Origin of the sequence: Isoptericola sediminis (genome assembly GCF_013085345.1) — a bacterium.
Classification (GTDB): domain Bacteria; phylum Actinomycetota; class Actinomycetes; order Actinomycetales; family Cellulomonadaceae; genus Isoptericola; species Isoptericola sediminis.
In genome coordinates this window covers 238550-264190 of record NZ_JABFAJ010000024.1, presented here as the reverse complement: position 1 = coordinate 264190, position 25641 = coordinate 238550, and the positions used below count along the sequence as shown (strand labels likewise).

The 25641-nt window shown below is 73.3% G+C and carries 25 protein-coding genes; 13 read left to right on the top strand and 12 right to left on the bottom strand.

The features are described from left to right. Positions 1 to 5 precede the first annotated feature (5 nt). The 3 genes from HLI28_RS13670 (at position 6) to HLI28_RS13660 (ending at position 2898) form a co-directional block, all read left to right on the top strand. Positions 6 to 935, top strand: coding sequence for a hypothetical protein (locus HLI28_RS13670; protein ID WP_171248111.1), 930 nt, complete (start codon positions 6 to 8; stop codon positions 933 to 935). A gap of 55 nt (positions 936 to 990) precedes the next feature. Continuing rightward, positions 991 to 1905: a hypothetical protein gene (locus HLI28_RS13665; RefSeq protein WP_171248110.1), complete on the top strand. Its 915-nt coding sequence runs from the start codon at positions 991 to 993 to the stop codon at positions 1903 to 1905. A gap of 66 nt (positions 1906 to 1971) precedes the next feature. Next, on the top strand, positions 1972 to 2898 hold the full coding sequence (locus HLI28_RS13660) for a hypothetical protein (protein WP_171248109.1): 927 nt from the start codon (positions 1972 to 1974) through the stop codon (positions 2896 to 2898). Here HLI28_RS13660 and HLI28_RS13655 read toward each other — a convergent pair. Both HLI28_RS13655 and HLI28_RS15995 read right to left on the bottom strand, forming a co-directional pair. Further along, positions 2865 to 3458: a DUF6580 family putative transport protein gene (locus tag HLI28_RS13655; RefSeq protein ID WP_171248108.1), complete on the bottom strand. Its 594-nt coding sequence runs from the start codon at positions 3456 to 3458 to the stop codon at positions 2865 to 2867. The two genes, HLI28_RS13660 and HLI28_RS13655, sit on opposite strands and share 34 nt — an antisense overlap. Beyond that, positions 3455 to 3889, bottom strand: a complete 435-nt coding sequence (locus tag HLI28_RS15995) for a DUF4430 domain-containing protein (protein ID WP_171248107.1) — start codon at positions 3887 to 3889, stop codon at positions 3455 to 3457. The genes HLI28_RS13655 and HLI28_RS15995 overlap by 4 nt, the downstream gene beginning before the upstream one ends. Before the next feature lie 112 nt (positions 3890 to 4001). On the opposite strand from HLI28_RS15995, the gene HLI28_RS13645 reads away from it, so the two are divergent. From HLI28_RS13645 to HLI28_RS13635, 3 genes are all read left to right on the top strand, one after another. Next, on the top strand, positions 4002 to 5048 hold the full coding sequence (locus tag HLI28_RS13645) for a pyridoxal-phosphate dependent enzyme (protein ID WP_343035839.1): 1047 nt from the start codon (positions 4002 to 4004) through the stop codon (positions 5046 to 5048). After that, a complete protein-coding gene (locus HLI28_RS13640; protein ID WP_171248105.1) occupies positions 5045 to 6256 on the top strand; it encodes an amidohydrolase in 1212 nt (403 codons plus the stop codon). Before HLI28_RS13645 ends, HLI28_RS13640 begins: the two co-directional genes overlap by 4 nt. A gap of 67 nt (positions 6257 to 6323) precedes the next feature. Then, positions 6324 to 6872, top strand: coding sequence for a hypothetical protein (locus HLI28_RS13635; RefSeq protein ID WP_171248104.1), 549 nt, complete (start codon positions 6324 to 6326; stop codon positions 6870 to 6872). A gap of 152 nt (positions 6873 to 7024) precedes the next feature. Here the strand turns inward: HLI28_RS13635 and HLI28_RS13630 are convergent, their stop codons facing one another. Together HLI28_RS13630 and HLI28_RS13625 are read right to left on the bottom strand one after the other, a co-directional pair. Further along, positions 7025 to 7201, bottom strand: coding sequence for a hypothetical protein (locus HLI28_RS13630; protein WP_171248103.1), 177 nt, complete (start codon positions 7199 to 7201; stop codon positions 7025 to 7027). Between the two features lie 11 nt (positions 7202 to 7212). Next, entirely contained in the window at positions 7213 to 9339 is a 2127-nt protein-coding gene (locus HLI28_RS13625; RefSeq protein ID WP_171248102.1) for a DNA gyrase subunit B, read from the bottom strand. A gap of 152 nt (positions 9340 to 9491) precedes the next feature. Here HLI28_RS13625 and HLI28_RS13620 point away from each other — a divergent pair, with 152 nt between their 5' ends. Together HLI28_RS13620 and HLI28_RS13615 are read left to right on the top strand one after the other, a co-directional pair. Beyond that, positions 9492 to 9695, top strand: a complete 204-nt coding sequence (locus HLI28_RS13620; RefSeq protein ID WP_171248320.1) for a DUF7455 domain-containing protein — start codon at positions 9492 to 9494, stop codon at positions 9693 to 9695. Between the two features lie 265 nt (positions 9696 to 9960). After that, entirely contained in the window at positions 9961 to 10719 is a 759-nt protein-coding gene (locus HLI28_RS13615) for a hypothetical protein (protein ID WP_171248101.1), read from the top strand. Positions 10720 to 10821: 102 nt separating this feature from the next. On the opposite strand, the gene HLI28_RS13610 is transcribed toward HLI28_RS13615, so the two are convergent. The 3 genes from HLI28_RS13610 to HLI28_RS13600 all read right to left on the bottom strand — a co-directional run bounded on the left by HLI28_RS13610 (position 10822) and on the right by HLI28_RS13600 (position 14215). After that, positions 10822 to 12441, bottom strand: a complete 1620-nt coding sequence (locus HLI28_RS13610; RefSeq protein ID WP_171248100.1) for an RNA polymerase sigma factor — start codon at positions 12439 to 12441, stop codon at positions 10822 to 10824. Between the two features lie 253 nt (positions 12442 to 12694). Further along, a complete protein-coding gene (locus tag HLI28_RS13605) occupies positions 12695 to 13039 on the bottom strand; it encodes a universal stress protein (RefSeq protein WP_171248099.1) in 345 nt (114 codons plus the stop codon). Positions 13040 to 13048: 9 nt separating this feature from the next. Continuing rightward, positions 13049 to 14215, bottom strand: a complete 1167-nt coding sequence (locus HLI28_RS13600; protein WP_171248098.1) for a DUF4192 domain-containing protein — start codon at positions 14213 to 14215, stop codon at positions 13049 to 13051. A 108-nt stretch (positions 14216 to 14323) separates the two neighbouring features. On the opposite strand from HLI28_RS13600, the gene HLI28_RS13595 reads away from it, so the two are divergent. After that, positions 14324 to 14887, top strand: a complete 564-nt coding sequence (locus tag HLI28_RS13595) for a hypothetical protein (RefSeq protein ID WP_171248097.1) — start codon at positions 14324 to 14326, stop codon at positions 14885 to 14887. An 86-nt stretch (positions 14888 to 14973) separates the two neighbouring features. Next, positions 14974 to 16083 (top strand): polyprenyl synthetase family protein, encoded by a 1110-nt coding sequence (locus tag HLI28_RS13590; protein WP_171248096.1) that lies wholly within the window; start codon positions 14974 to 14976, stop codon positions 16081 to 16083. A gap of 7 nt (positions 16084 to 16090) precedes the next feature. On the opposite strand, the gene HLI28_RS13585 is transcribed toward HLI28_RS13590, so the two are convergent. Beyond that, positions 16091 to 16477, bottom strand: coding sequence for an Rv2175c family DNA-binding protein (locus HLI28_RS13585; protein ID WP_343035838.1), 387 nt, complete (start codon positions 16475 to 16477; stop codon positions 16091 to 16093). A 53-nt stretch (positions 16478 to 16530) separates the two neighbouring features. Here HLI28_RS13585 and pknB point away from each other — a divergent pair, with 53 nt between their 5' ends. After that, a complete protein-coding gene (gene pknB / locus HLI28_RS13580; RefSeq protein WP_171248095.1) occupies positions 16531 to 18567 on the top strand; it encodes a Stk1 family PASTA domain-containing Ser/Thr kinase in 2037 nt (678 codons plus the stop codon). Here pknB and HLI28_RS13575 read toward each other — a convergent pair. The 3 genes from HLI28_RS13575 to HLI28_RS13565 form a co-directional block, all read right to left on the bottom strand. Next, the gene (locus tag HLI28_RS13575; RefSeq protein ID WP_171248094.1) at positions 18554 to 19918 is read right to left on the bottom strand and encodes a class II 3-deoxy-7-phosphoheptulonate synthase; all 1365 of its coding nucleotides are present in this window, start codon (positions 19916 to 19918) and stop codon (positions 18554 to 18556) included. The two genes, pknB and HLI28_RS13575, sit on opposite strands and share 14 nt — an antisense overlap. A gap of 14 nt (positions 19919 to 19932) precedes the next feature. After that, complete coding sequence (locus HLI28_RS13570; protein WP_171248093.1) at positions 19933 to 21159, bottom strand: pyrophosphate--fructose-6-phosphate 1-phosphotransferase; 1227 nt, start codon at positions 21157 to 21159, stop codon at positions 19933 to 19935. A gap of 74 nt (positions 21160 to 21233) precedes the next feature. Then, complete coding sequence (locus HLI28_RS13565; protein ID WP_246246770.1) at positions 21234 to 21992, bottom strand: lysophospholipid acyltransferase family protein; 759 nt, start codon at positions 21990 to 21992, stop codon at positions 21234 to 21236. A gap of 42 nt (positions 21993 to 22034) precedes the next feature. Between HLI28_RS13565 and HLI28_RS13560 the strand changes: the two genes are divergently transcribed. After that, the gene (locus HLI28_RS13560; RefSeq protein WP_171248092.1) at positions 22035 to 22565 is read left to right on the top strand and encodes a hypothetical protein; all 531 of its coding nucleotides are present in this window, start codon (positions 22035 to 22037) and stop codon (positions 22563 to 22565) included. A 22-nt stretch (positions 22566 to 22587) separates the two neighbouring features. On the opposite strand, the gene HLI28_RS13555 is transcribed toward HLI28_RS13560, so the two are convergent. Then, positions 22588 to 23532: an ROK family glucokinase gene (locus HLI28_RS13555; protein WP_171248091.1), complete on the bottom strand. Its 945-nt coding sequence runs from the start codon at positions 23530 to 23532 to the stop codon at positions 22588 to 22590. A gap of 217 nt (positions 23533 to 23749) precedes the next feature. Here HLI28_RS13555 and HLI28_RS13550 point away from each other — a divergent pair, with 217 nt between their 5' ends. Continuing rightward, a complete protein-coding gene (locus HLI28_RS13550) occupies positions 23750 to 25561 on the top strand; it encodes an AMP-dependent synthetase/ligase (RefSeq protein ID WP_171248090.1) in 1812 nt (603 codons plus the stop codon). Positions 25562 to 25641: the final 80 nt, after the last annotated feature.

Genomic DNA, 25641 nt, shown 5'->3' with positions numbered 1-25641 from the left:
TGGTCATGACCGGATCGCCGTCGCTCCGCGAGCTCACACCCCTCCAAGGTTTCCTCCTGGGCGCCGGAGCCGCCGTCGTCGGCCTGCTCCCCTGGCTGCTCACCGGGCTGCAGGCACCGCGGTTGTCCGCACCGCAGATGCCACCGGACATCACGGGCGCGCTTCTGCCGCTCATCCCGAACGCCCTGGTGCTCCTCGTGGGGATCGTGATGCTGCCCGGCGCGATCGCCGGGATCCTCCTGCGCGGACGCACCGCCGGGTCGAACGGCCGCGCGGCGTGGGCCGCGACCGGCGGGCTCGTCCTGGTCTTCGGCGGCGCGGTGGCTCAGAGCCTCGCGGTCATCGTGCCGCGGCTCCGCCCGGACTCGCCATTCCTGCTCGACGTCACGGTCAGCGCGGTGGCCGTGGGCATCCTGCTCGTGCTGTCCGCCGTGGTCTGCCACGTGCTGGCACGCGGCTCTGTCCCGGCGGCGACCGTCGCGGTCGCGGGCGCCGCCGTCGCGGCCGGGCCCGGTCTGCGGGAAGCCCTGGTCCAGCTGTCCCCGACCGCGCTGCAGGGCCTCCCCCCGGAGGTGACGACCACGCTCCTCCAGGTCGTGGCCTACGTCCCCGTGGTGCTCACGGGCTTCGCGCTGGCCTGGTGCGGCTGGACGCCCGCCCGCCGGCTGGGGGCCTGGGTCGTGGCGCTGCTGCTCCTTTGGGGCGGCCGGGCGGCACTGGAGACCCTGCAGATCTGGCTCTTCTGGGAGCAGCCGCTGGGCATGCCGAGCACTGCCCAGAACTCGGCGCTCGTGCCAGGCGAGCTCACCCAGGCCTTGATCGCTGGCCTGCCGTCGGCAGTCACGGCTCTCGTCGTCGGCGTGGTGGGCGGGCTGGTCGTGGCCCGTCTCCGACGGCGCGATCGGGAGCAGGCCGACACCGTGCCGGCGGCGTGAGCGTGCCCGAGCCGCTCGAACAGCGTCACGACGCCGTGTGGCATCATCCCTGGTCATGACCGGTTCGCCGTCGCTCCGCGAGCTCACTCCCACCCGAGGATTCCTGCTCGGCGTCGGCGCGGCCGTCGTCGGCCTGCTCCCCTCGGTCCTGGCCGGGTGGCAGCCGTCGTGGCCGACCTACCCGAACACGCCCGACCTCTTCACCGGCACGTTCCTCCCGTTCGCGCCGGACCTCCTCGCGCTCATGCTTGGCGCCGTCGTCCTGCCCGGCGCGATCGTCGGGGTCGTCCTCCGCCCGCGCACCGCGGGGACCCCAGGGCGCGTCGACGCCGCCGCGACCGCCGGACTGGTCCTGGTCATCGCCTTGGCGGCACTGCAGAGCGTCGCGGCGACGGTGCCGAGGCTCCGCCCGGAGACGTCCGGTCTGCTCGATGTCGCTGTCGGTCTGACAGCCGTGGCCGTCGCGCTCGTGCTCTCCGCCCTCGTCTCCCGGGTGCTGGCCCACCGCACGGTGCCGGCCGCCACCGTCGCCGCAGCGGTCGTTGCCGTGGCCGCCGGGTACTGGCTGCAGAGCGTCCTGCGCATCACGTGGTCGTGGGGGCTTCAGCTCCCGGACGGAGTCATCGCCACCCTCGCCGTCATCACGCAGGTCGCACCCGCCGTCCTCCTCGGAGCCGCCCTGGCATGGTGCGGCTGGACGCCTCGACGCCGACTCTGGGCCTGGACGGTCGCCCTGCTGATCTTCGGGGTCGGTCAAGCCGTTCTGGACGCGGCGACGTACTGGTTCGTCATCGCGCGGTCGCCGGGTTCCGCGAGCCCCGCGCAGTACGTCGGCGTCGCTCTGGACGGCCTGGTCTGGAGCCTGCCGTACGCCGCTGCGGCAATCCTGGTCGGCGTCGTGGGCCGGCTCGTCGCACCCCATGCCCGGCGGCGCTACCGCGAGAAGAAGGGCACCGTCCCGACGGCGTGAGCCCGCTCCAGCCGCCCGCCGAGCATCACGACGCCGGCACCACGCGGTGTGACATCATCCCTGGTCATGACCGGATCACCGTCGCTCCGAGACCTCACACCGATCCAAGGATTCCTCCTCGGCGTCGGCGCCGCCGTCGTCAGCCTGCTCCCCTGGTTCGTGGCCGGGCTGCAGGCCCCGCCGATGGACGGCCCGCCCTGGCTGGCGGACGCTCGCGGCGCGCTCCTCCCCCTGAACCTGATGACCTTCGTGCGTCTCGTGGGAATCGTGGTCCTTCCCGGGGCAGCCATCGGGCTGGTCCTGCGGCGAGGCGCGTCCGGCTCGACGGGTCGTGCGGCCTGGGCCGCAGCTGCCGGGCTCGCCGTGGTCTTCGCAGGCGCGACGGTGCAGAGCCTCACGGTGATCCTGCCGAGACTCCGCCCTGATTCACCCACCGCGCTCAACACCGTCCTCGGCGCGGGGGCGGTGGGAATCCTGCTCGTGCTGTCCGTCGGCGTCTGCCGCGTGCTGGCCTTCGGCCCCGTCCCGGCGGCGACCGTCGCGGCGGCGATCGGCGCCGTCGCGGCGGGGTTCTGGCTGCCGACGCTGCTGCTGCCCCCGGGGATCATGACAGAGGGCCCGGTGCCGACGGAGCTGATGCGCGCACTCTTCCTGACCATGACTTACACCCCCGCCGTGCTCACGGGAGTCGCGCTGGCCTGGTGCGGCTGGACACCCCTCCGCCGGTTGGCAGCCTGGGCGCTCGCCGTGCTGATCGTCTGGACCGGACCGGCCGTCCTCCCTGTCCTGACGCACTGGGGAACTCCGGGCGGGCCGAGCCTGGTGGCCTTTCTCCCCGTCGTCATCGACGACCTCAAGGTCTTCCTGGACAGGGGCCTGCCGTACCCCGTCACGGCACTCGTCGTCGGCGTCGTCGGCCAGCTGGTCGTGCTCCTCGTCCGCCGACGCCAGCGGGAACGTCAGGCCGCCGTCGGCGCCGTCCCGACGGCGTGAGCCCGCTCCAGCCGCTCGACCAGCGCCACGACGGCGGCCGCGACCGGCACGAGCACGAGGTTGCCGAGCAGCATGGGCCGCAGGAACGGCAGCCCGGCGACGTAGCTGGCCAGGAGCCCGTCCAGACCGGCCGGGTAGAAGGTGCCGCGGCCCTGCAGCCAGACGCCGAAGTTCGTCCAGAGGTAGAACACCAGCGACGAGCCGACGCCGAAGCCCAGCGCGGCCACGACGCGGCGGCCGCCGCTCGCCCGGCGGGTCCACCAGGCGCCGACGCCGATCGCCGCCCACGCGGTCCACGTGAACAGCAGGATCGCGGAGTTGGTCAGCAGCACGTCGCTGATCGCCACGACGACCAGCGGGGCGAGCATCGCCAGGCGGTGCCGCAGCAGACCGGCCGCCGCGAACGCGGCTGCGGTGGACAGCTCCAGGTTCGGCGGGGCGCCGAGGTCGTCCTTGACGACCCGCCACACGATCGCCGCCGCCACGAGCAGCACGGCGACGGCGGGGCGCCACCAGCGCTCGCCGAGCTCGCGCAGGGTCAGGTCCGTCGTCGGGGTCATTCGGTGATCTCCTCGAGCGTCCACGTGATCTCCTGGCCGTCCTCGGTCTCCAGCGCGCCGGCACCGACCTGGGCCATCTCACCGTCGACGGACAGCGACCAGAACTCCTCGCCCTCGACGGCGGTGCGCCCCTGGATGCCGGTCACGTAGGCCATCTCGCCCTCGCCGGTCACCTCGGCCTCCGGGTCGGCCTCGAGCAGCAGCTCCAGGGCCGTCCTGCCGTCCTCGCCGGTGTACGAGAACTCGGTGACGTCCTGCTCGGCCGACGCCTCGGCCGTGTCCTGCGGGGCGGAGACCGACGCCGAGGTGTCCACGGGGGTGGCCGCCGGGTCGTCGTCCTGCCCGCACCCGGCCAGCAGACCCACCGCGAGCGCGCCGACGGCGGCGACGGACAGCAGGCGGTCGGGCGTGGTGCGCTTCGGGATTCTCACGCCGTCGAGCCTAGCCCGCGTCCTCTACCGGACGTGCGGGGTGCCGCCATCCGGACGCGTGACGTCGCTCTCGCGCTGGACCAGGGCGTTCACACGCGTCGATGATGAGCAGGTGACTCGATGGTTCAGCGCACCCGACGCCCGCACCTGGGACGCGCCGGCGACGCACGACAGCCCGCGCGACTTCCACCGCACGCTGCCCGGCTACTCCCCCACCCCGCTGGTCGAGCTCCCCGAGCTCGCCACGGAGCTCGACGTGGGGCGGCTGTTCGTCAAGGACGAGTCGTCCCGGCTCGGGCTGCCCGCCTTCAAGATCCTCGGCGCCTCCTGGGCCTGCCGGCAGGTGCTGGAACGGCAGCCGGGCGCGGAGCTGGTCACCGCGACCGACGGCAACCACGGCCGGGCGGTGGCTCGCACCGCCCACCAGCTCGGCGTCCCGGCGACGGTGTTCGTCCCCGACGTCATGGAGCAGGCGACCCAGGCAGCCATCGAGGCCGAGGGGGCGACCGTCGTACGCCTCGACGTCGGGTACGACGACGCGGTCCGCGCCGCGGCGGACTACGCCGACGACGCGGACACCCGGGCGCTGGTGCAGGACACCGCCTGGGAGGGCTACACCGACGTCCCGGCGTGGATCGTCGACGGCTACGGCACCCTGCTGGAGGAGGTCGACGAACAGCTCGGCCGCGCGCCGGACCTCGTCGCCGTGCCGGTGGGCGTGGGCTCGCTCGCCGAGGCCGTGGTGCGCCACTACCGCCGCCCGGACACCCCGCACCCGACCGTGCTCTCCGTCGAGCCGGACACCGCGGCCTGCGCGCTGGAGAGCCTCGCCGTGCACGAGCCCGTCACCGTTCAGACGGGATCGACGGTGATGGCGGGCCTGAACTGCGGCACCGTCTCCAGCACGGCGTGGCCGGTGCTGCGCGACGGCTGCGACGCCGCCGTCACCGTGAGCGACGACGAGGCCGAGCAGGCGGCGGCCGACCTGGGCCGGCTCGGCATCTCCTCGGGACCCAGCGGAGCTGCCACCCTCGCCGGCGTCCGCGCCGCACTGGCCGAACCGCACCGCCGCGAAGCGCTCGACCTGCCGCTGCACCCCGTCGTCGTGCTGCTCAGCACCGAGGGAGCCCCCCACGACACCGAGGGGTCCCCCGCATGACCGCGAGCGCCCCGGGCCCCACCACCGACGCCGTCCCGCCCGCCGTGGTGGACCGTGCCCGGCGATGGCGGCACGACCTGCACCGGATCCCCGAGACCGCGTTCACCGAGCACGCCACCGCCGCGTATGCCGCGCGCGTGCTCGACGAGCTCGGGTACGAGGTCGTCACCGGTATCGGCGGCACCGGCGTCGTCGCCTCGCTGACGCGCGGCACGTCCGGCCGGTCGGTGGGGCTGCGCGCCGAGCTCGACGCGCTGCCGATCACCGAGGCGAGCGGCGTCGAGTACGCCTCGACCCGCCCCGGGGCGATGCACGCCTGCGGGCACGACGGTCATCTGGCGATGCTGCTGGGGGCCGCCGCGCTGCTGGCCGAGGACGGAGGGTTCGAGGGGACTGTCCGCCTCGTGCTGCAGCCCGCCGAGGAGCCGGGGCACGGCGCGCGGGCGATGGTCGACGACGGCCTGTTCGACCGGTTCGCGATCGACCGGCTGTTCGGGATCCACAACATCCCGGGGCTGCCGGCCGGGCACCTGCGCACCCGGCCCGGCCCGATCATGGCCGGGGAGGACAACTTCCGCATCGCGGTCCGGGGCCGCGGCGGGCACGCGTCAGCCCCGCACCTCGTGGTGGACGCGCTCGTCGTCGCTGCGGAGATCGTCGTGGCGCTGCAGCACGTCGTCGCGCGCAGCGTCGACCCGGTGAGCACCGCCGTGCTGTCCTGCACCGACCTGCGCACCGACGGCGCCCGCAACGCCATCCCCACCCACGCCACGATCACCGGGGACACCCGCAGCTTCGACCCCGCCGTCAGCACGCTGCTGGAGCGCCGCATCCGGGAGGTCGCCGGCGGCGTCGCCGCCGCGCACGGCGCGGAGGTCACCGTCGACTACACCCGCGAGTTCGCGCCCACGGTCAACGACGGCGCGAGCGTGGCCGTTGCCGGGCTGGCCGCGGCGCGGGCCGTGGGCATGGACCGGCTCGACGTCGACGCCCCGCCGATCATGGGCAGCGAGGACTTCGGCGTGCTGGCCGGGCACGTGCCCGCCTGCCTGGTGTTCCTCGGCAACGGCACCGCACCCGAGGCTGGCGGGGTGCCGTTGCACAGCGCCGACTACGTCTTCAACGACGACGTGCTGGCGTCCGGCATCGCGTTCTACCGCGAGGCCGTGGTCGAGAGCCTCTCGACGCCCGACGAGACTCCGGTGTAGGCCTCCCGGCGTTACTCCTCGACAGGGTGCGGCGAGGGTGTCGGAACGCGTGTCTACCCTTGCGTGGGTGAACATCGAGCAGCGATCACCGCGGCGTGGTCACGTCTTCGTCGACGAGAGCAAGCGGCGGGACTATCTGCTGGTGGCGGCCGTCGTCGTCCCGCGCGAGATCGCCGCGGCGCGGCAGGTCGTGCGGGGGCTGATGCTCCCCGGCCAACGTGGGCTTCACATGGTCAAGGAGAGCCAGAGCCGACAGCGCAAGATCCTGTCGGCCCTCGAGGAGCTGGATGCTTCCATCACGCTGTACCGGGCCGGACAGACGTACCGCACCGAACTCGAGCGCCGCGAGGTCTGCCTTCGCCGGCTGGTCGAGGACATGAAGGCCGGAGATCACGCCCGTTTGCTGCTGGAGCGGGACGAAACGCTGGTCAGGAGCGACCGCAAGGTCATCCAGCACGAGCATCGGCGGTTGGGGTGCACGTTCCGGTACGACCACGACACCGCCGCCCAAGAACCGTTGCTCTGCATCCCCGATGCCGTGGCGTGGGCGTTCAGCCGTGGCGGCGACTTCCGCCGCCGGGCCGAGCAGCTCACCGACGAGGTCGTCGACCTGTAGACAGCGCGAGACCCGAGCGCCACAACCGTCCGGAAGGGTCTCGGGTCCACTTCCCACCGCTAGTGCGATGAGCTGCCACCAGTGTATGGCGGCCTCGCGCTCCCAGGCAACGGCTGCAGGAGGACACCCTCACCGCACCGAGCCGGGATTGATCAGCCGCGCTGGAAGGCGCGGCGAACGTGGGCGACCTGTTCGGGGGTGAGCTCCCACCGGATCTCACCGCGTTCCGCGAGCAGTCCGTACTCCGCCCGAAGGACGTTACGGATCTGCTGAGCGGGGACCCCGAGCTCCCGCTCGAGGTCCGCCGGGGTCATCGGTTCGCTGTCCACGCCGCCGGCTCCTAGGCGTCGATCTGCGCGCGGTCCAGGGCGTTCGCCCCGGCCACGATGAACTCCTTGCGCGGCGCGACGTCGGAGCCCATGAGCAGGTCGAAGACACGCTCCGCGGCCTCGGCGTGCTCGACGGTCACCCGGCGCAGCGTGCGGTGGCGCGGGTCCATCGTCGTCTCGGCGAGCTGGTCGGCGTCCATCTCGCCCAGACCCTTGTACCGCTGGATGTCGTCCTTGTAGCGGCGACCGGCCTTGTCGAGCTTCTTCAGTGTCGCGTTGAGCTCGGCCTCGGAGTACGTGTACAGGTATTCGCCCTTGCGGCGGCCCGACCCGAGCACCTCGATGCGGTGCAGCGGTGGCACGGCGGCGAACACGCGGCCCTCGGTGAGCAGCGGGCGCATGTACCGGTAGAACAGCGTCAGCAGCAGGGTGCGGATGTGCGCGCCGTCGACGTCGGCGTCGGTCATGAGCACGACCTTGCCGTACCGGGCGGCGTCCACGTCGAAGGAGCGCCCCGACCCGGCGCCGAGCACCTGGATGATCGCGGCGCACTCGGCGTTGCGCAGCATGTCGCTGATCGACGCCTTCTGGACGTTGAGGATCTTGCCGCGGATGGGCAGCAGCGCCTGGAAGTCCGACGACCGCGCGAGCTTGGCGGTGCCCAGGGCGCTGTCTCCCTCGACGATGAACAGCTCGGAGCGCCCGACGTCGTCGCTGCGGCAGTCGGCCAGCTTGGCCGGCAGCGAGGAGGACTCCAGGGCGTTCTTGCGCCGGGAGATCTCCTTCTGCTTGCGCGCGGTGACGCGGGCGCGCATCTCCGCCACGACCTTCTCCAGCAGCAGGGAGGCCTGCGCCTTGTCGTCGCGCTTGGTCGAGGTCAGCAGCGCCTTGAGCTCGTCCTCCACGACGCGGGAGACGATCTGGCGCACCGGCGCGGTGCCGAGGACCTCCTTGGTCTGCCCTTCGAACTGCGGCTCGGCCAGGCGCACGGTGACGACGGCGGTCATGCCGGCCATCGCGTCGTCCTTCTCGATGCGCTCGGCCGAGTCCTTCGCCGAGACCTTCAGCCGGCGGGCGTTGGCCTCGACCTGCTTGCGGATCGTCTTGAGCAGGCCCTGCTCGAACCCGGTGCGGTGCGAGCCGCCCTTGGGCGTGGCGATGATGTTGACGAAGGTGCGCAGCTCGGTCTCGTAGCCGACGCCCCACCGCAGCGCGACGTCGACCTCGCAGTCGCGCTTCACCTCCTGGGAGGTCATGTGCCCCTTGGCGTCCAGGACGGGCACCGTCTCGGTGAACGAGCCGGACCCCGTCAGGTGCCAGGTCGAGGTGACCGGGGTGTCCGGGGCGAGGAACTCCACGAAGTCCACGGCGCCGCCGGAGTGCTGGAAGACCTCCTCGTGCGGCCCGGACTCCCCCGGCGTGCCGGGCAGGCCCCGCTCGTCGCGCACGGTGATCTTCAGCCCGGGCACCAGGAACGTCGTCTGCCGCGCCCGCGTGACCAGCTCGTCGTAGGAGAACACCGCCGACTTGGGGAAGATCTGCCGGTCCGCCCAGTAGCGCACCCGGGTGCCGGTGCGCTTGCGGGGCGCCTTGCCGACGACCTCCAGCTCGGAGTGGTCGACGAACGGCTCGAACGGGGCCTCCGGCGTCGGGCCCGTGGCGGGGTCGGCGAAGGTCCCGGGCTCACCGCGGTGGAACCGCATGCCGTAGGTCTTGCCGCCGCGGTCGACCTCGACGTCGAGCCGGGCGGACAGCGCGTTGACGACGGACGCGCCCACACCGTGCAGGCCGCCGGAGGCGGTGTACGAGCCACCGCCGAACTTGCCGCCCGCGTGCAGCTTGGTGAAGACCACCTCGACGCCGGACAGGCCGGTCTTCGGCTCGGCGTCCACGGGGATGCCGCGGCCGTCGTCCTCGACCGTCACGGAGGTGTCGGCGTGCAGCACGACGCGGATGGCGCTGGCGTGGCCGCCGAGCGCCTCGTCGACGGAGTTGTCGATGATCTCCCACAGGCAGTGCATCAGGCCGCGGGAGTCGGTGGACCCGATGTACATGCCGGGGCGCTTGCGGACCGCCTCGAGGCCCTCGAGGACGGAGAGATGGCGTGCGGTGTACCCGGACTCGGACGTGGCTGTCACGCGGTCGAGGGTAGCCGAGCCCGCTGACAGCACCGCCGAGGCTCCCCGCTGGTGGCCGAGATGTGACCCGCGGCGTTGATCGCCGACAGCGAACCGGGCCCCCTCCCGGGAAGAAATCGCGGCCCAGATGGTTTGATGGTGGCGTGAGCACCATGACGGAAGACACGACCCAGATGACCGCCGCCGACCGCTGTGACCGCTGCGGGGCCCAGGCCTACGTGCGTGTCGAGCTTCCCGCCGGGGAGCTGCTGTTCTGCGGCCACCACGCCCGCGCCCACGCCGACGCCTACCAGTCCGTGGCCACGCACGTTCAGGACGAGACCGATCGTCTGCACGCCGAGCACGGCGCCTCCTGACCCCCACGACGACCTGCCGGGGACGCCCCGGACCGACGAAGGCCCCGCACCGACCGGTGCGGGGCCTTCGTCATGCCGGGGGAAGATCCGGGGAACGGCGCCTCGCGGACGCCGGCATGGCGTGATCGCGAACCATGTCAGCAATGCGTCCGACGTCTGACGTGTGCGTTTGCGGTGCGTGTGTCCAGGACCCTGCCTACCGTGAAACAAGGCGTGACGGTGCATCCACGAGGAGGGCCGGACGGTGAGTCTGCCCAGGAGCGTCATGAGGGCCGCGCTGGCGTCGATGTTCGCGGCGGCGATGCTCGCCGTGTCGGTGCCCGCCCCGACCGCCGTCGCCGAGACGGCGTCCCCGGTCGCGGACCAGCAGACCATCGTCGGCCTCGTGACCGTGAACGGCGAGGTCCCGACGACGGGTGTCCACGTCACGGTCGTCGCCGCCGCCGACGGCGCGGACGAGAGGACGTGCGGCGACTTCGTCACCGGGGAGGGCGCGACCTTCGAGCTCATCCTTCCCGCCGAGTGCGGCCCGGGAGCGACGGCCGTCTTCCGCGTCGACACCGGGAGCGAGTCCGGCACGGTCGTCGAGATCACCGAGGACCCCCGGTTGACGGCGACGGTCGACTTCCAGCTGTCGGATGCCGAGCTGGAAGCGCTCGGACTCCAGGCGGAGCCGTCGCCCGACGTCGCGGTGGTGCAGACGAGCCCTCCCCTGCAGGGGACGGACCTGCGCGTCGTCGTGCTGAGCACCGTCATCCCGGCGACCCTGCTGCTGGTCGTCATGGTGCTGATGAAGGGCAGCTTCTGGAGACGCGGCGCGCCGTCCGGCGGCGGGGCGACGTCCGAGGACAAGGGGGACGGCAGCTACCGCTCGCAGATCGAGGGCATGGTCCTGGTGATGGTGGTGCTCTCGGTCATCCTGCTGGGCGTCACCGGCAAGATCGGCTCCGACGGACTGGTCTCGGTGCTGGCGGCCATCGTCGGGTACACCGTGGGACGGCAGGTCGGCAGCAAGGAGACGTAGCAGCGGCCCACGCCGGGCACGCCCGACCGCTGTGGGTAGGAAAGATGCCGCCCTCCCGGGGAGGAGGACGGCATCTTTCATACCCACACGCAGTGGTGTCGGTCAGTCGAGGTAGTCGCGCAGCACCTGCGAGCGCGACGGGTGCCGCAGCTTCGACATCGTCTTGGACTCGATCTGACGGATCCGCTCACGCGTGACGCCGTAGACCTTGCCGATCTCGTCGAGCGTCTTGGGCTGGCCGTCCTGCAGGCCGAACCGCATGGAGACCACGCCGGCCTCGCGCTCGGACAGTGTGTCCAGCACCTGGTGCAGCTGCTCTTGCAGCAGGGTGAACGACACCGCGTCCGACGGGACGATCGCCTCGGAGTCCTCGATGAGGTCGCCGAACTCGCTGTCGCCGTCCTCGCCGAGCGGGGTGTGCAGCGAGATGGGCTCACGACCGTACTTCTGGACCTCGACGACCTTCTCCGGGGTCATGTCGAGCTCCTTGGCCAGCTCCTCCGGCGTGGGCTCGCGGCCCAGGTCCTGGAGCATCTGGCGCTGCACGCGGGCGAGCTTGTTGATGACCTCGACCATGTGCACCGGGATACGGATGGTGCGGGCCTGGTCGGCCATCGCGCGGGTGATCGCCTGCCGGATCCACCAGGTGGCGTACGTCGAGAACTTGTAGCCCTTGGTGTAGTCGAACTTCTCGACCGCGCGGATCAGACCGAGGTTGCCCTCCTGGATCAGGTCCAGGAACAGCATCCCGCGGCCGGTGTACCGCTTGGCGAGCGAGACGACCAGACGCAGGTTCGCCTCGAGCAGGTGGTTCTTGGCGCGGCGGCCGTCGTGCGCGATCCAGCGCAGGTCGCGCCACATCTTGCGCTCGTCGGCCGAGGCCTTGGTGCGGTCGAAGTCGGCGAAGTCCTGCGCGAGGCGCTCCTCGGCGAACAGGCCGGCCTCGATGCGCTTGGCGAGCTCGACCTCCTGCTCGGCGTTCAGCAGCGCGACCTTGCCGATCTGCTTGAGGTAGTCCTTGACCGGGTCGGCCGTCGCGCCGGCGGTGACGACCTGCTGGGCGGGCTGGTCGTCGTCGTCGGTGTCGGAGACGACGAAGCCGCCGCCCTCCTCCTCCTTCTTGCCGCGCTGGAGCTTGATCCCGGTGACGTGGATCTCGCGGGGGCCCTCGCCCTCCTCGTCCTCGACCGGGACGCCGTCCGGCTCCGGGGCAGGCTTGTGGGCCTTGGCCGCCGCCTTGCGCGTGGTCGTGGTCGTCGCCGCGGCCTTCTTGGCCGCCGGCTTCTTGGCGGCCGTCTTCTTCGCGGCGGGCTTCTTGGCCGCCGTCTTCTTCGCGGCCGACGTGGTGGCCTCGCCGGACTCGGCGTCCGCGGACGAGGTGTCCTCGGCCTCCGACGTCGTGCCGGCGGCCGCGGACGTCGTGGACTTCTTCGCGGCAGGCTTCGACGCGGGCGCCTTCGCGCGCGTCTGGGTCTTGGTGGACGAGCTCGCGGCCGCGGCGACCTTGGTCGCCGTGGGCACGCCGACCTCGACACCGGCGCCCGCGAAGGCGCGCAGCACGGCCTTCAGGCGCTTCGGGTCACCCACGGACGCGTGCTCGCAGGCAGAGCGGAAGCTCTCCGCGTCGACACGACCGTTCGCGGTGCCGCGGTCGAGCAGCTCCTGCAGGGCAGGGTGGTCGAACTCTCGGGGCAGCGGGGGGTTCTGCGCAGTGGACGCCACAAACCGACCTTTCGGCGTTCGAGGGAGACGGTGGACCGCGGTCGGAGCCTGGGACGAGGGCCTCTCGACGCAGCGGAATACCTATATTGTACTGGCGGTACCAGGGAAGAGGGGCCCGGAGGGCCCTCGCCGCCTCGCCACGGCTGCGCTTCCCGGTACGTCATCGGTGGTCACGCAGGTGAACGCCGGATGACGGCTCGTCTATTCCCTGTCGGATCCTCGGCGTGGCGACACGCGGGTCAGCGGCGTGGCGTCACGGCTTGACGGCCAGCACCGGGCACGGGGCCTCCAGCAGGATGCGCTGTGCGCCGGAGCCGAGGATGAGCTTGCCCACGGGGCTGCGCCGTCGCAGCCCGATGACGATCAGCTCCGCCTGCGCCTCGAGGGCCTCGCGGACCAGGTCCTCGGCGAGGTCGCCCGTGCCCGGCACCACCACGTGCTCGACCGACGCGGCCTCCAGCCGCTGCGTGACGTCCTCTCCCCCGGAACCCGGACTGATGACCACGAGTCGCGTCTGGCGCTGCAGGGCCTCCGCCTCGGCGGCGGCCAGCGCCTTCTCGCCCTCGGGAGTGCTCAGATGTCCCACGACGATCGCCATGCCTGCACGCTACCGGACGCCGCCGCCCCGGGGTCTGCCGGACGGGCCGTCCGCTCGCTGGTCGGCCCGGACCCAGCCGGGCGGCAGCCCCGCCGACACCGCACCGTGCACCAGCCGCGCCAGCCGGTACGTCGCGTCGACCGCCAGCGCGCCCTCGACACGCCGCGCCGCCCGCGGCCCGTCGCCCTGCCACCACGCCAGGAACGCGAGCAACGTCAGGGGTGGCGCCTGCAGACGCCGGGGCACGTGCGCCACCACCTGTTCGAGCACGACGGCGCCACGTCGCAGCCGCACCGGGTCCGGGGCCACCGCGTGGTCGGGGTCGACGACGGACGCCATCGCGCGGGCTGCGCCGGCCTCGTCGTCCTCGACCCCCTCGACGGTCGCCGCGGTGGCCTCGTCACCGCGGGGCAGCAGACTCAGCAGCGCGGCGTCGCGCACTCGCCGGTCGGCCAGGCCGGCACCGACGCGGCCGAGCAGGGCCGGGCCCAGCGCGGGGTCCGCGGCCGGGTCGTCGTCGACCTGCCCCAGGGCCGACCGCCAGGCCGACCACGCCTCGCCCCGCCACCGCCGGGCGGCCTCCTCGTCGCCGGTGGTCGGTCGGGCGCTCTCGCGGCGTCGTGCCGCCCGGGCCGCCAGTCCCCGGGCGGCGGCGGTGGCGGCCGGGAGGCGGAAGGCCTCCTCCGCCGAGTCCGCGAGCGCGCGGCCGGCCAGGACGTGGGCCGCCCCCACCGGCCCGTGCTCGAGGGCGGCGGTCGGGAACCCGCCGGGCGGGCAGCACGCGACGTCGTCGCAGTCCAGGCCGCGGTACCCGTGCGGTGTCACGAGCCAGCGGTCGACCTCGACGGTCGGGGCGACGACCCGGCGGACGGCCTCCACCCGGTCCACGGCGGCCGCGACCTCCCCCGCGGTGTACAGGACGAGCAGGCAGAAGGTCGGGTCGACGTCCGCGACGGCACGGGTGAGCGGTTCCAGACCGGCCGTGACGTCCCCGGGGCCGGCGAGGTCGGGCAGGCCGACGCGGGCGACGAGCCCGAGGCGCCCGGACGCGGTCACGCAGGCCAGGACGACGGACTCGGTGGGCCGGAACCCCAGCCGGTACGGGACGGCGGCCAGGAGGTCGTGGGCGTCACGGAGGCGGACGGTGTCGGGTGCGGGGTCACAGGTGGTCGTCATGAGCCGAGCACACCGCCTCGCGGCACCCGGCCGCCGCGCCCGGGCCCGTCCCGCGGCCGGGCCTGGGGACGGGCCCTGCTGGGGGTGAGCGCCTACTACGGTGTCCCCGTGTCCTCGACCAGCCGCCCGCGTGCCGACCGCACGCCGGGACCCGCCGCGCGTGCCGTCGCGACGGCCGCCCTCGTGGCGTGCCTCGTGAGCGGCTGCGGCACGGCCGACGGCCACGGGGCGGCGTCGGGCCCCGACCCCACGGGCGGCCCCTCCGACGTCCCGACCGCCCTGCCGTCGTTCGACCCGTCGTCGGCCGTCGGTGACTACGCCCAGGGATTCCCCACCGGTCTGCTGGGTGCCCCGAAGAAGGCGACGGTGCTCGCCAGCTCCGCGCTGCCGGCGGAGGACGGACTGGTGGAGGTCTCCCTCAACCTGGCGACGAACCAGTCCGCCCGCAAGGTCATGGCGTCCTACGCGCGCCGGCTGGACGAGGCCGGCTTCGCCGAGGCCGACGAGGTCCCGGCCTCCGGGCTCGCCGCGCGGTCGGTGTTCACCCGCACGCGGGACACCAAGAAGGCGGCGGTCGAGACCGTCCTCATCGGCGTGCTGGACGACGGCGAGCGGCGCCTGGTGTCGTTGTCCGGCACGGTGGCCGCCGACGGGCCGACCGACGGTTCCTGACCACCGGACGAAGGCCCGGGGACACGCAGGACACGGTCGGGTCACGATCGCCAGCCCAAACTACTCAGCACGCTTAGGCTGTGCCCATGCCTGCTGCCGCGACCCCCCTGGTCGAACTCGAGAACCTCCGCACGGACGTCGACACGGCACTGCGTGCCCACCTCGCCCGGCTGGGCGCGGAGGTCGCGGAGATCGGCCCCGGGACCGCGGCGCTGACCGAGCACGTCTCCACGCTGCTCGACGGCGGCAAGCGCCTGCGTGCGGCCTTCTGCTACTGGTCGTTCCGCGCGCACGGCGGCGCCCCGACCGGCGCCACCCGTGACGCCGTCGTCCGCATCGGTGCCGCCCTCGAGCTGTTCCAGGCCGCCGCGCTGCTGCACGACGACGTGATGGACGCCTCCGACACCCGCCGCGGCCGTCCCACGGCCCACCGCGTCTTCGCCGCACGGCACGGCGACAACGCCTGGACGGGCGACGGCGAGCGGTTCGGCACGGCGGTGGCGATCCTGCTGGGCGACCTGTGCCTGGTGGCCTGCCACCGGGAGGCGGCCGCCGCGCTGGACGCCGTCGAGCCCACGGTCGCCCGCGCCGCCCGCGACCTGTTCGACACCATGACGAGCGAGGTCGTGGTCGGCCAGTACCTCGACGTGCTGGTGCAGGCCGAGCCCTGGGGCCTGGACCCCGTCGCCGACGAGCAGCGCGCCCGCACGGTGCTGCGCTCGAAGTCGGCGCGCTACTCGGTGGAGCGTCCGCTGGCGCTCGGCGCGGTGCTGGCCGGTGCCGGTGCGGAGGACGTCGAGGCGATCAGCGCCGTGGGGCTGCCCGTCGGCGAGGCCTTCCAGCTCCGCGACGACCTGCTGGGCGTGTTCGGCGACCCCGCGGTGACCGGCAAGCCGGCCGGCGACGACCTGCGCGAGGGCAAGCACACCGTGCTGGTGGCCCGGACCCTGGCCGACGGCGGCGAGGAGGCCCGGGCCCTGCTGTCGAAGCACCTGGGCGACCCCGAGCTCTCCGCCGAGGACGTCTCCGCGCTGCGGGACACCATGACGGCCTCGGGGGCGGTCGACGACGTCGAGGCCCTCATCGACGAGCTCGCCAGCGCTGCGCTCGAGCGCCTCGCGTCGTCCGACCTCAGCTCCCCCGGCCGCGAGGTGCTCGCCGACCTCGCCCGGGTCGCCGTCGACCGGCGGGCCTGACCGGTTCTCAGCCGAGCGCCTGCGCCAGCCGGCGCACCTGCGCGCGCCGTCCGGCACGCAACGCGCCCACCGGGGTCGTGCCGAGCGTGGAGTCCTCGGTGAAGAGCCACCGCAGGGCCTCGGCGTCGCTGTACCCGGCGTCCCCGAGCAGGATGAGCGTCCCGCGCAGGGTCTCGAGCACCGTCGTCGCCCCGCCGTCCGACGTCTCGACGACGAACGCGGCCGGCACCTGGAAGGTGGTCCGCTCCCCGCGCTTGACCCCGATCACGTGGCGGGACGACACCATGCCCCGCACCTTGCTGACGTCGGTCCCCACCGCGTCGGCGAGGTCGGGCAGCGTCAGCCAGTCGCCGACCAGGTCGTCCAGGGGGGTCTGCTCAGGTGCATCGCTCACGGCGCCAGCCTAGCCTCCACGCCCGCCCGGCCGAGGCCCCGTAGGATCGGCCCGTGGCCTCCACGACGACCGATCCCCTGCTCGGCCGCCTGGTCGACGGGCGGTACGAGATCGCCGCGCGCGTCGCGCGCGGCGGGATGGCCACCGTCTACCGGGCCCACGACCGGCGTCTGGGACGCGAGGTCGCGCTCAAGGTGATGCACCCGCACCTGGCCGACGGCGTCGACGGCGCGAGCTTCGTCTCGCGCTTCCGCCGCGAGGCGCGTGCCTCGGCCCGGCTGTCCCACCCCGGCGTCGTCGCCGTCTTCGACCAGGGCCTCGACGGCGACACCTCGTACCTGACGATGGAGTACGTCGAGGGCGGCAACCTGCGCGCCGCGCTGCTGGAGGGACCGCTGCCGGTGGGCCGTGCCCTGGACGTCACCACCCGGGTGCTGGACGCGCTCGCCGCGGCCCACCGCGTGGGACTGGTGCACCGGGACGTCAAGCCCGAGAACGTCCTGCTGGGCCACGACGGCTCGGTGAAGGTCGCCGACTTCGGTCTGGCGCGCGCCGTCACGGAGGTGACCTCGACCGCCAGCGGGACCATCCTCGGCACGGTCGCCTACCTGGCCCCGGAGGTCATCGCGTCCCGCGGGTCCGGCCCCGCCACCGACGTGTTCGCCGTCGGCGTCCTGCTCTCCGAGATGCTCACCGGCACCGTGCCCTACCCCGGCGAGCCCGCGATCGGCGTGGCCTACCACCACGTCCACGACGACCTGCCGGCACCGTCGGAACGCGTGCCCTGGCTGCCGCCGGAGCTCGACCGCCTCGTCGCCTCCTTCACGACGCGCGACCCGCAGCAGCGGCCCGTAGACGCCGCGGCGGCGAGCGCCGCGGTCGCCGCCGTGCGCGCCACGCTGGACGACGCGACGCTCGCGCGGCGCGCGGAACCGCCGGTGCTGCCGGTACCTGCCGACGAGCACGACGCCACCGGGCCGGACGGCGAACCGCCGTCGTCGCTCCCCTCGGACGCCGTCGACGCGATCCCGGCCGCGCTCTTCACCCAGGACGCCGGGCCGGACCACCGGACCGAGCACCTCGTGGTGGCCCCGACGCACATGATGACGGCCCCGGTCCGCACCGGGCCGAGCACCGGGCCGAGCACCGGGCCGAGCACCGGGTCGGCCGGTGGCGGACGCACCGACCGGCGCGGGGCCGTCCTGCGCACCGTGCTCCTGGTGCTGCTCCTGCTCGGAAGCCTCGGTGCCGGCGCCTGGTGGTGGTTCGCCGCCGGCCCCGGCGCGTGGACGACCGTGCCGGCCGGGCTCACGGGCGTCGCCGTCGAGGACGCGCGCACCGAGCTGTCCACGCGGGGCCTGGACGCCACCGTCCAGGAACGCCACCACGACGAGGTCCCCGCCGGGGACGTGGTCTCGACCGACCCCGCGGCCGGCGACCGCGTCCGTCAGGACGGGGCCGTGACGCTGGTCGTCTCCCTCGGGGTCCGCATGCTGACGGTGCCGGAGAACCTGGTGGGTGCCGATCGTCAGGACGCCCGGTCGGCGCTGGAGGACACGGGCTTCACCACCGAGATCGAGGGCGCCTACGACGACAGCGCGCCGAAGGGCCGGGTCCTGGCCGTCTCCGTGCCCGAGGGGTCCGAGCAGCGGCACGACACGGTCGTGACGCTCACCGTCTCGGACGGACCGGCTCCCGTGACGGTCCCCCAGGTGGTCGGCCGGACCGGCGCCGAGGCGGAGGAGGCCCTGGCCGGGTTCGGCCTGCGGACCGCCTATGCCGACCCGGAGCCGTCGGCGGAGGTCGCCGAGGGGACGGTGCTGCGCCAGGACCCCGAGCAGGGCGAGACGGCGTCCCGGACGGACACCGTCACCCTGACGCTGTCGTCGGGCCCGCCGCAGGTCGCCGTGCCCGACGTGATCGGGATGACGACCGGCGAGGCGACCACGGCCCTCGAGGAGGCCGGGTTCGAGGTCGAGGTGGACGGGCTCCTGGGCGGCTGGCTGCCCGCGTTCAGCGACGAGGTCCGCGACCAGGACCCCACCGGCGACGCACCGTCCGGCTCGACGGTGACGATCACCGTCTGGTGAGCATCTCCGCGACCTGGAAGGCGGTCTCGAGCGACTGCTGGTGGTTGAGCCGCGGGTCGACGAGCGTCTCGTAGCGCTCGGCCAGCCCGGCGTCGGAGATCTCCTCGCTGCCGCCGAGCACCTCGGTGACGTCGTCCCCGGTGAGCTCCATGTGCAGGCCGCCGGGGACCGTGCCGAGCTCGCGGTGCACCGCGAAGAACCCGGTCACCTCGTCGAGCACGTCGGTGAACCGGCGCGTCTTGAAGCCGCTCTCGGAGGTGATGGTGTTGCCGTGCATCGGGTCGGTCACCCACGTCACGGCCAGACCGGCGTCGGTCACGCCCCGCACGACGTCGGGCAGCACGTCGCGCACCGTGCCGGCGCCCATGCGCGTGATGAACGTCAGGCGCCCCGGGGTGTTGTCGGGGTTGAGCCGGGCGGCCAGCGCGATCGCGTCGTCCGCCGTCGTGGTCGGGCCGAGCTTGACCCCGACCGGGTTGGCGACGTGCGAGAGGAACTCGACGTGCGCGCCGTCGAGCTGCCGGGTGCGCTCGCCGATCCACAGGAAGTGCGCGCTGGTGTCGTAGGCACGGCCGGACCGGGGGTCGACCCGGGTCAGGGCGCGCTCGTAGTCGAGGATGAGCGCCTCGTGGCTGAGGAAGAACTCGACGGTGCGCAGGGCGTCGAAGTCGGCCCCGCAGGCGTCCATGAAGCGGATCGCCCGGTCGATCTCCGTGGCGGTGCGCTCGTAGCGCGCGTAGGCGGGGTTCTCCATGAAGCCGCGGTTCCACTCGTGCACGCGCCGCAGGTCGGCGTACCCGCCCTGGGTGAAGGCGCGCACCACGTTGGCCGTCGCGGCGGAGATCCGGTACGCCTGCTCGAGGCGGGCGGGGTCCGGGATCCGCGACGCGGGGGTGAACGCGTGACCGTTGACCATGTCCCCGCGGTAGCACGGCAGGGTGACGCCGTCGCGCGTCTCGGTGTCCGCCGAGCGCGGCTTGGCGTACTGGCCGGCGAGCCGGCCCATCTTCACCACGGGGGTGCTCGCCCCGTGGGTGAGGACGACGGCCATCTGCAGGATGGTGCGCACCTTGTTGCGGATGCGGGTGGCGTTCGCGTCCGCGAAGGTCTCGGCGCAGTCGCCCCCCTGCAGCAGGAACGCCTCGCCGCGGCCGGCCGCGGCGAGGCGTTCGGTGAGCGTGTCGGCCTCGGCGGGCACCACGAGGGGCGCCGCGACCGCCAGGCGGGCGGCGGCGGCGTCCAGGGCGTCGGCGTCCGGCCACACCGGCTGCTGCCGGGCCTCCAGCTCCCGGAACCGGTCCAGGCCCTGGGGGTCGGTCCCGGGCGCGACGACGTCGACGGCGGTGCTCATGGTGCCCGTCCGCCTCAGTGCTCGGTGGGCTGGGCGGGCACGAGCGACTGACCGAGGTCGGCCAGCATCTCGCCGAACCACTCCTGGTGGACGTCGAAGGCCTTACCGCCGGCGATGCGCGGGAACGCGATCGCCTTGAGCTTGTCCTCGTCCTCCTCGTCGTGGCCGATGACGCCGGGCTCGCCGCGCAGGGCGCACTCGACCGCCAGGTCCGTCATCGACTTGATGAGACGCAGGTCCTCGGCGTTCGCGGCCGCGGCACGCGAGTAGTAGCCGGACTTCTGGACCATGACCTTCTCGGCGCCCAGCTTCTCGGCGAACTGCTGGGCGAACCACTGGCCCGGGTTGATCGTGTCGAGCTTGACGTGGCCGAAGGGGTCGCGCTGGACCTCCTCGCCGGCCGCCTCGAGCTGGGCGACGATCTCGTGCATGCCCGCACCCTCGGACAGGAAGATGTTGACGTTGCCGTGGGTGTCCATGACCGTCTTGAGGCGCTCGGCCTCGGCATCGATGTCGATGGCCAGCTCGGGCACGAACACCGCGTGCACGTCCCAGCGCTCGCGGGTGAGGCCGAGGGCCGGGGCGAACTCCTGGGCGTCGAGCCACTTGCGGTACTCCGCGGCGGCGGCGGCCGTCAGCCAGCCGCAGTGGCGGCCCATGACCTCGTGCACGATGAGCATGCGCGGGCCGGAGCGGTGCTCGCCGATGACGTTGGCGGCGAACCCGGCCGCCTCCTCGGCGGCGGTCCAGGCGCCGAGCGACTGCTTGATCGGCACCACGTCGTTGTCGATGGTCTTGGGCAGACCGACGACGGTGAGCTCGTAGTCGTTCTCGTGCAGGTAGGCGGCGAGGTCCGCGGCGGTCGTGTTGGTGTCGTCGCCGCCGATGGTGTGCAGGACGTCCACGCCGTCGGCCTTGAGCTGCTCCGCGGCGACGTGCAGCGGGTCCTGACCCTCCTGGACGAGGCCGCGCTTGACGCAGTCGGCCGCGTTGGTCAGCTTCACGCGCGAGTTGCCGATCGGCGAGCCGCCGAAGCGGTGCAGGATGCCGGCCTGGCGGCGCGCCTCCGCACCGACCTCGATCTTCGTGCCGGTGAGCAGGCCGTGGTAGCCGTACTGGTAGGCGATGATCTCGATCGAGGGGTCGAGCTCGTTGTAGCGCTCGATGAGGCCACCGACCGCGGAGGACAGGCACGGGGCGAAACCACCGGCGGTCAGCAGGGCCACACGACGGACCGACATGAGGAGCAACCTCTCCTAGGGGATGAACAGCGCTCCCCATCCTACGAGGGCCGTCACGCCCCCGCGGCCCCGTCTCAGCGCTCGGGTCGGTCCCCGTCCGGGGCGGGCCCCCGGTCCGACGCCGAGCTGCCCGGCGTCGGGTCGACCGGCAGGCCCTGGGCGATGCGGGCCTTGGCCGTGGCCGCGTAGACGTCGACGTACTCCTGCTCGCTCAGGCGCAGGATCGCGTACACGATCTCGTCGGTGACGGCGCGCAGGACGAACCGGTCGTTCTCCATGCCGCGGTACCGGCTGAAGTCCAGGGGCTCGCCGATGACGACGCCGATGGGCATCGGCTTGGGCAGCACCTTGCCCAGGGGCTGGGCGACGTCGGTCCCGACCATCGCCACGGGCACCACGGGCGCGCCGGACTCCAGGGCCAGCCGGGCCACCCCCGTCTTGCCGCGGTAGAGGCGGCCGTCGGGGCTGCGGGTGCCCTCGGGGTAGATCCCGAAGAGCTCGCCCTCGGACAGCACGCGCAGACCCGTCCGCAGCGCGGCCTCGCTCGCCTTGCCGCCCGACCGGTCCACCGGGATGGTGCCGACCCCGCGCATGAACCCGGCCACCAGCCGGCCGCGCAGCCCGCTGCCGGTGAAGTAGTCCGACTTGCCGAGGAACTTCACCTGCCGGTCCAGCACCAGCGGCAGCACGAAGGAGTCGATGACGGCGAGGTGGTTGCTGGCCAGGATCGCACCGCCGGTGCTGGGCAGGTTGTCCACACCACGGGTCCACGGGCGGAAGGCCATGCGCAGCACCGGTCCGACCAGCACGTGCTTCATCACCCAGTAGAACAACGGTCCTCCTCGCGGCGTCACCGACGACAATAGAGTGTTCCCATGGCCTCATCGAACCGGGACGCGGATCCGGACGACCTCCCGGACGCCGACGTCGACGCCCGTTGGACGGATATCGTCGCACGACTCGGCGACGTGGAGCAGTCGGGGCGCGACCTCGGACGACCTGAGGAGACCGACCGCAGGACGGGGTCGGAGGCGGGGACCGACCCGGAACCGGCCGACGACGACGCGCCGTCGACGCCCGTCGCGCGGGCGGCCGGCCCCCGGGACTGGCCGGCCTCCCCCGAGGTCGAGGCGCTCGAAGAGACTGAGTCGCACTTCGTGCCGCCGGACCCGGGGCCGATCACCCACCGCGACCCGCTGCTCACCCTCGCCTGGACCGTGGTCGTCGCGGTGCCGGTGCTCACCGTGCTCAGCGTCGTCCTGCGCGCGATGCTCGCCCAGCTCGTCGTGCCCGGCTGGCTGGGTCCGGCCGCCGGCGGGGCGTTCGTCGCCGCCGTCGCGGTGCTGGTCTGGCGCATGCCGGCCCGGCGCGACCCCGAGGACGACGGCCCCGGCGCGGTCGTCTGAGACCGCGCCCGGACCGCCGGCGTCAGCGTCGGGCCAGGTCGGCCGCGCCCACGATGCCGGCCTCGTTGGCGTGCTGGGCGAGCTCGACCTGGGCGACGGGCCGGTGGCCGAGCGCCGAGAGCTGCGCCTCGTAGGCCTTGCGGATCGGCAGCAGCAGCAGGTCCCCGGCGGCGCCGACACCGCCGCCGATCACGAACAGCTCCGGGTCCAGCAGGGCGGCGACGGACGCGGCGCCCTCGCCGATCCAGCGCCCGAGGTTCGCGAGCAGGTCGATCGCCAGCGGGTCGCCCTCCTGGGCCGCCTGCGTCACGTGCGGACCCTGGATGGCCTCGCGGTCGCCGCCTGCCAGCTCCAGCAGGCGCGCGGCGGCGTCGCGGTTGGCCACCGCCGCCTGCCGGGCGTCGCGCACGAGGGCCGACCCCGAGGCGTACTGCTCCCAGCAGCCCTCGTGACCGCAGCCGCAGTAGTGCCCGCCCGGCACTACCCGCATGTGCCCGACCTCGGCGGCCACGCCCCACTTGCCGCGCACCAGCTCGCGGTCGACGACGACGGCGCCACCGAGCCCCGTCCCGACGGTCAGCATGATCATGTCGGTGGCGGCCCGGGCCGCACCGAAGCGGAACTCCGCCCAGCCGGCCGCGTTCGCGTCGTTCTCCACGACGACCGGGACGTCCAGGTCCAGCAGGTCGCCGACGCGCTGCGCCAACGGGTACTCGCGCCAGGCGATGTTCGGCGCGAACAGCACCGAGGACCGGTCGGGGCTGACGAAACCGGCCGCGGCCAGGCCGATCGCACCGACCTCGTGCTCCCGGGCCAGCTCGGTGCACGCGTCCGCGATCGCACGGTCGATGCTCGCGACGTCGTCGGCGACGGTGTCCCGCCGGACCTTCGCCAGGATGCGCCCGGCCTCGTCCACGACGCCGACGGCGATCTTGGTTCCGCCGATGTCGACTCCGATGGCGTGCATGCGTACGACCTCACGTTCGCTCGTCGGGGGGACGTCGCACGGCCCGGTGAGCCGCACCGACGCCGGGTGGAGGCGCGCTCCGTCGCGCCGGGGACAGCCTACCGACCTCCGCGACCGCCGCACGCACCGTCCGACTGGTGACCGGAGATGGCCCACGCAGGCCCTGCGACGCGGTATCGTGACGCTCCGTCGGACATCCCTGCCACTGGAGTCAGCCATGGACGAGACCACCACACCGCAGCTCGTTGAGCTGCCCCCCACCTACAACCTGAACACCCTGCTCGCCGACCGGATCTCCCCGGACCCCTCGGCGACGGTGCTCGAGCGCCCCGGGCCGTCCGGGTGGGAGAAGGTGAGCGGCACGGAGTTCGACGCGCAGGTCGTGGCGGTCGCGAAGGGTCTGGTCGCCAAGGGCGTCCAGCCGGGCCAGGCCGTCGGGATCATGTCGCACACGCGGTACGAGTGGACCCTGCTCGACTTCGCGGCCTGGGCGGCCGGCGCCGTCGCCGTGCCGATCTACGAGACGTCCTCGCGGGACCAGGTCGAGTGGATCGTCACCGACTCCGGCACCACCCTCGTGGTGGCCGAGGACGCCGAGATGGCCGACACCGTCAAGCAGGTGCAGGCCTCGGCCCCCACGCTGCACGACGTCCTCTCCCTCGAGGACGGCGCCATCGCCGAGCTCACCGCCGCCGGCGCGGAGGTCGAGGACGCCGAGATCGAGCGCCGCCGCGCCGTCGCGCAGCTCGACGACGTCGCCACCATCATCTACACCTCCGGGACCACCGGGCGGCCCAAGGGCGCCGAGCTCACGCACGGCAACTTCGCGCTGCTCACCAAGAACGCCGTCGCGGCCCTCCCCGAGGTCTTCGAGCAGGACGGCGGGCGCACCCTGCTGTTCCTGCCGCTCGCGCACGTCTTCGCCCGGTTCGTCGAGGTGCTCGCCATCGCCGGCGGCACCGTGCTCGGCCACTGGGGCGACACCAAGACCGTCACCGAGGGCCTGGCGGAGTTCAAGCCCACCTACGTGCTCGCGGTCCCGCGCGTCTTCGAGAAGGTCTACAACTCGGCCGAGCAGAAGGCCGCGGCCGGCGGCAAGCTGAAGATCTTCCACTGGGCGACCGCCACGGCCATCGAGTGGTCCCGCGCGCAGGACACCGGCGGCCCCTCGTTCTGGCTGAACCTGCAGCACACGGTCGCGGACCGGCTGGTCTACAAGAAGCTGCGCGCGGCACTGGGCGGCGAGGCCCGCTACGCCGTCTCCGGCGGCGGCCCGCTGGGCGAGCGGCTCGGCCACTTCTTCCGCGGCATCGGGCTGACGATCATCGAGGGCTACGGCCTCACCGAGACGACGGCCCCGACCTCCGTCAACCGGCCCAGCAACAACCGCATCGGCTCCGTCGGGGAACAGTTGCCGGGCTGCGGGGTCAAGATCGCCGAGGACGGCGAGATCATGCTGCGCGGCGTGCAGGTGTTCAAGGGCTACCACGACAACGCCGAGGCGACCGCGGAGTCGTTCGACGGCGAGTGGTTCCGCACCGGGGACCTCGGCTCGCTGGACGACGACGGCTTCCTGCGGATCACCGGTCGCAAGAAGGAGATCATCGTGACCGCGGGCGGCAAGAACGTCGCCCCCGCCGAGCTGGAGGACCGCATCCGCGCCCACGCGCTGGTGAGCCAGTGCGTGGTCGTCGGTGACAACCGCCCGTTCATCGGTGCGCTGATCACCCTCGACCCGGACGGCCTGCCCGGCTGGTGCAAGATGCACGACAAGCCGACCCTGTCGGTCGAGGAGGCCAAGACGGACCCGGACGTGCTGGCCGCGCTCGACCACGCCGTGACGCGGGCCAACGAGGCGGTCTCGCGCGCCGAGTCGATCCGCAAGTTCTCGGTGCTGCCCGAGGACCTCACCGTCGAGAACGGCTACCTCACGCCCTCGATGAAGGTCCGGCGCAACGTCGTGCTCGACGACTTCTCCGCCGACATCGACTCCCTCTACCAGGACACGCGCACGCAGTCCCCCGCCTGACCGCGCGGCCGGGCCGGCCCCTCGCCGGCCCGGCCGCCCCGTCCGGCACCTCGCCCCGACCTGCTGTCGGTGGCGGCCGC

Excerpts from the sequence above, each read along its gene's own strand:
- HLI28_RS13575 (WP_171248094.1), bottom strand. The coding sequence starts at position 19,918 with ATGAGCACCGCCGTCGACGTCGTCGCGCCCGGGACCGACCCCCAGGGC.
- HLI28_RS13640 (WP_171248105.1), top strand. The coding sequence starts at position 5,045 with ATGACCGCGAGCGCCCCGGGCCCCACCACCGACGCCGTCCCGCCCGCC.
- HLI28_RS13560 (WP_171248092.1), top strand. The coding sequence starts at position 22,035 with ATGGCCTCATCGAACCGGGACGCGGATCCGGACGACCTCCCGGACGCC.
- HLI28_RS13665 (WP_171248110.1), top strand. The coding sequence starts at position 991 with ATGACCGGTTCGCCGTCGCTCCGCGAGCTCACTCCCACCCGAGGATTC.
- HLI28_RS13660 (WP_171248109.1), top strand. The coding sequence starts at position 1,972 with ATGACCGGATCACCGTCGCTCCGAGACCTCACACCGATCCAAGGATTC.
- HLI28_RS13550 (WP_171248090.1), top strand. The coding sequence starts at position 23,750 with ATGGACGAGACCACCACACCGCAGCTCGTTGAGCTGCCCCCCACCTAC.
- HLI28_RS13570 (WP_171248093.1), bottom strand. The coding sequence starts at position 21,159 with ATGTCGGTCCGTCGTGTGGCCCTGCTGACCGCCGGTGGTTTCGCCCCG.
- HLI28_RS13590 (WP_171248096.1), top strand. The coding sequence starts at position 14,974 with ATGCCTGCTGCCGCGACCCCCCTGGTCGAACTCGAGAACCTCCGCACG.
- HLI28_RS13605 (WP_171248099.1), bottom strand. The coding sequence starts at position 13,039 with ATGGCGATCGTCGTGGGACATCTGAGCACTCCCGAGGGCGAGAAGGCG.
- HLI28_RS13600 (WP_171248098.1), bottom strand. The coding sequence starts at position 14,215 with ATGACGACCACCTGTGACCCCGCACCCGACACCGTCCGCCTCCGTGAC.
- HLI28_RS13615 (WP_171248101.1), top strand. The coding sequence starts at position 9,961 with ATGAGGGCCGCGCTGGCGTCGATGTTCGCGGCGGCGATGCTCGCCGTG.
- HLI28_RS13670 (WP_171248111.1), top strand. The coding sequence starts at position 6 with ATGACCGGATCGCCGTCGCTCCGCGAGCTCACACCCCTCCAAGGTTTC.
- HLI28_RS13555 (WP_171248091.1), bottom strand. The coding sequence starts at position 23,532 with ATGCACGCCATCGGAGTCGACATCGGCGGAACCAAGATCGCCGTCGGC.
- HLI28_RS13655 (WP_171248108.1), bottom strand. The coding sequence starts at position 3,458 with ATGACCCCGACGACGGACCTGACCCTGCGCGAGCTCGGCGAGCGCTGG.
- HLI28_RS13620 (WP_171248320.1), top strand. The coding sequence starts at position 9,492 with ATGACGGAAGACACGACCCAGATGACCGCCGCCGACCGCTGTGACCGC.